The 1,209-nt window shown below is 54.8% G+C and carries 1 protein-coding gene; it reads right to left on the reverse strand.

Annotation, left to right across the window (positions count from 1 at the left end):
- Positions 1-36: 36 nt before the first annotated feature.
- Positions 37-1,209, reverse strand: a 1,173-nt coding sequence (locus tag ACO0LM_RS28600) for an IS256 family transposase (RefSeq protein ID WP_423042336.1), incomplete at its 5' end; no start/stop codon positions are given.

Genomic DNA, 1,209 nt, shown 5'->3' on the forward strand with positions numbered 1-1,209 from the left:
GGGGGTGTCCGGAATTTTGTGTAAACGGTTTTTCGTTTAGTTCTGCGACATCCGGTCATCGAACTGGATGGTAAAGCGATTGAGTGCTCCTTTCCAGTCCCGTATTGGCATTGTCCATTTCTTGCTGATGTTGTTGAGTGCCAGGTAGAACAGCTTGCTGACCGCTTCATCAGTAGGGAACGAACTACGCGTTTTGATGACCTTGCGCAGACTCATGTTAATCGATTCAATGGCGTTCGTGGTGTAGATCACCTTACGGATCTCCGCCGGGTAGTCGAAGAAGGGAATGACCCTCTCCCAGTTACGTCGCCATGATTGCCCTATGGGCAGGTACCGCTGATCCCACTTGGCCTCGAATTGCGTGAGCATAAGACTGGCCTCGTCGGCAGTGGCTGCGGTATAAATGGTGCGCAGATCGGCAGCTACCTCCTTCTGATCTTTCCAGGGCACAAAGTGCAGGCTGTTGCGTACCATGTGAACAATGCAAAGCTGGACTGCCGCCTTGGGGTAGACTGCTTCGATCGCATCAGGGAAGCCTTTGAGACCGTCTACACAGGCAATGAAGATGTCCTGCACGCCACGATTCTTCAGTTCAGTGACGACCTGCAGCCAGAACTTGGCTCCCTCGGTCTGGGCAATCCACAGACCCAGTACTTCCTTGTGACCATCCATGTTCACGCCAATGGCGAGAAATACGGCCTTGTTACGTACAGCACCCGCATCGCGCACTTTGACGTGGATGCAATCAAGGTACAGGATGGGATAGAGCGCGTCGAGTGGACGGGCTTGCCAGGCCTTCACATCCTCACTGACGCCATCGGTCACGCTGGAGATGAGCGCTGGTGACACTTCCGTGCCATACATCTCTTCCAGGTGACTCTGGATCTCCCGTACACTCAGGCCACGGGCGTAGAGGGAGATAATCTTGTCGTCGAAGCCGCTCCAGCGGGTTTGGTGCTTGGTGATGATTTGCGGTTCGAACGTGCCTTGACGGTCGCGCGGTATGTCGATTGGCAGCGCGCCGAAATCACCCTTGAGTGTTTTGCCGCTGTGGCCGTTGCGGGTGTTGGCGCTGTCATTGCTGACGACTCCACTCTTGTCGTGACCCAGATGGTCGGTCATTTCGACTTCCAGGGCTCGCTCGACAAGCATCTTGGTGAGCTGCTTGAGCAGGCCGTTCTCCCCAATCAGGTCTTCGGGTTTTTTGTA

The sequence above is a fragment of the Undibacterium sp. Di26W genome, assembly GCF_049340265.1.
Classification (GTDB): Bacteria; Pseudomonadota; Gammaproteobacteria; order Burkholderiales; family Burkholderiaceae_D; genus Undibacterium.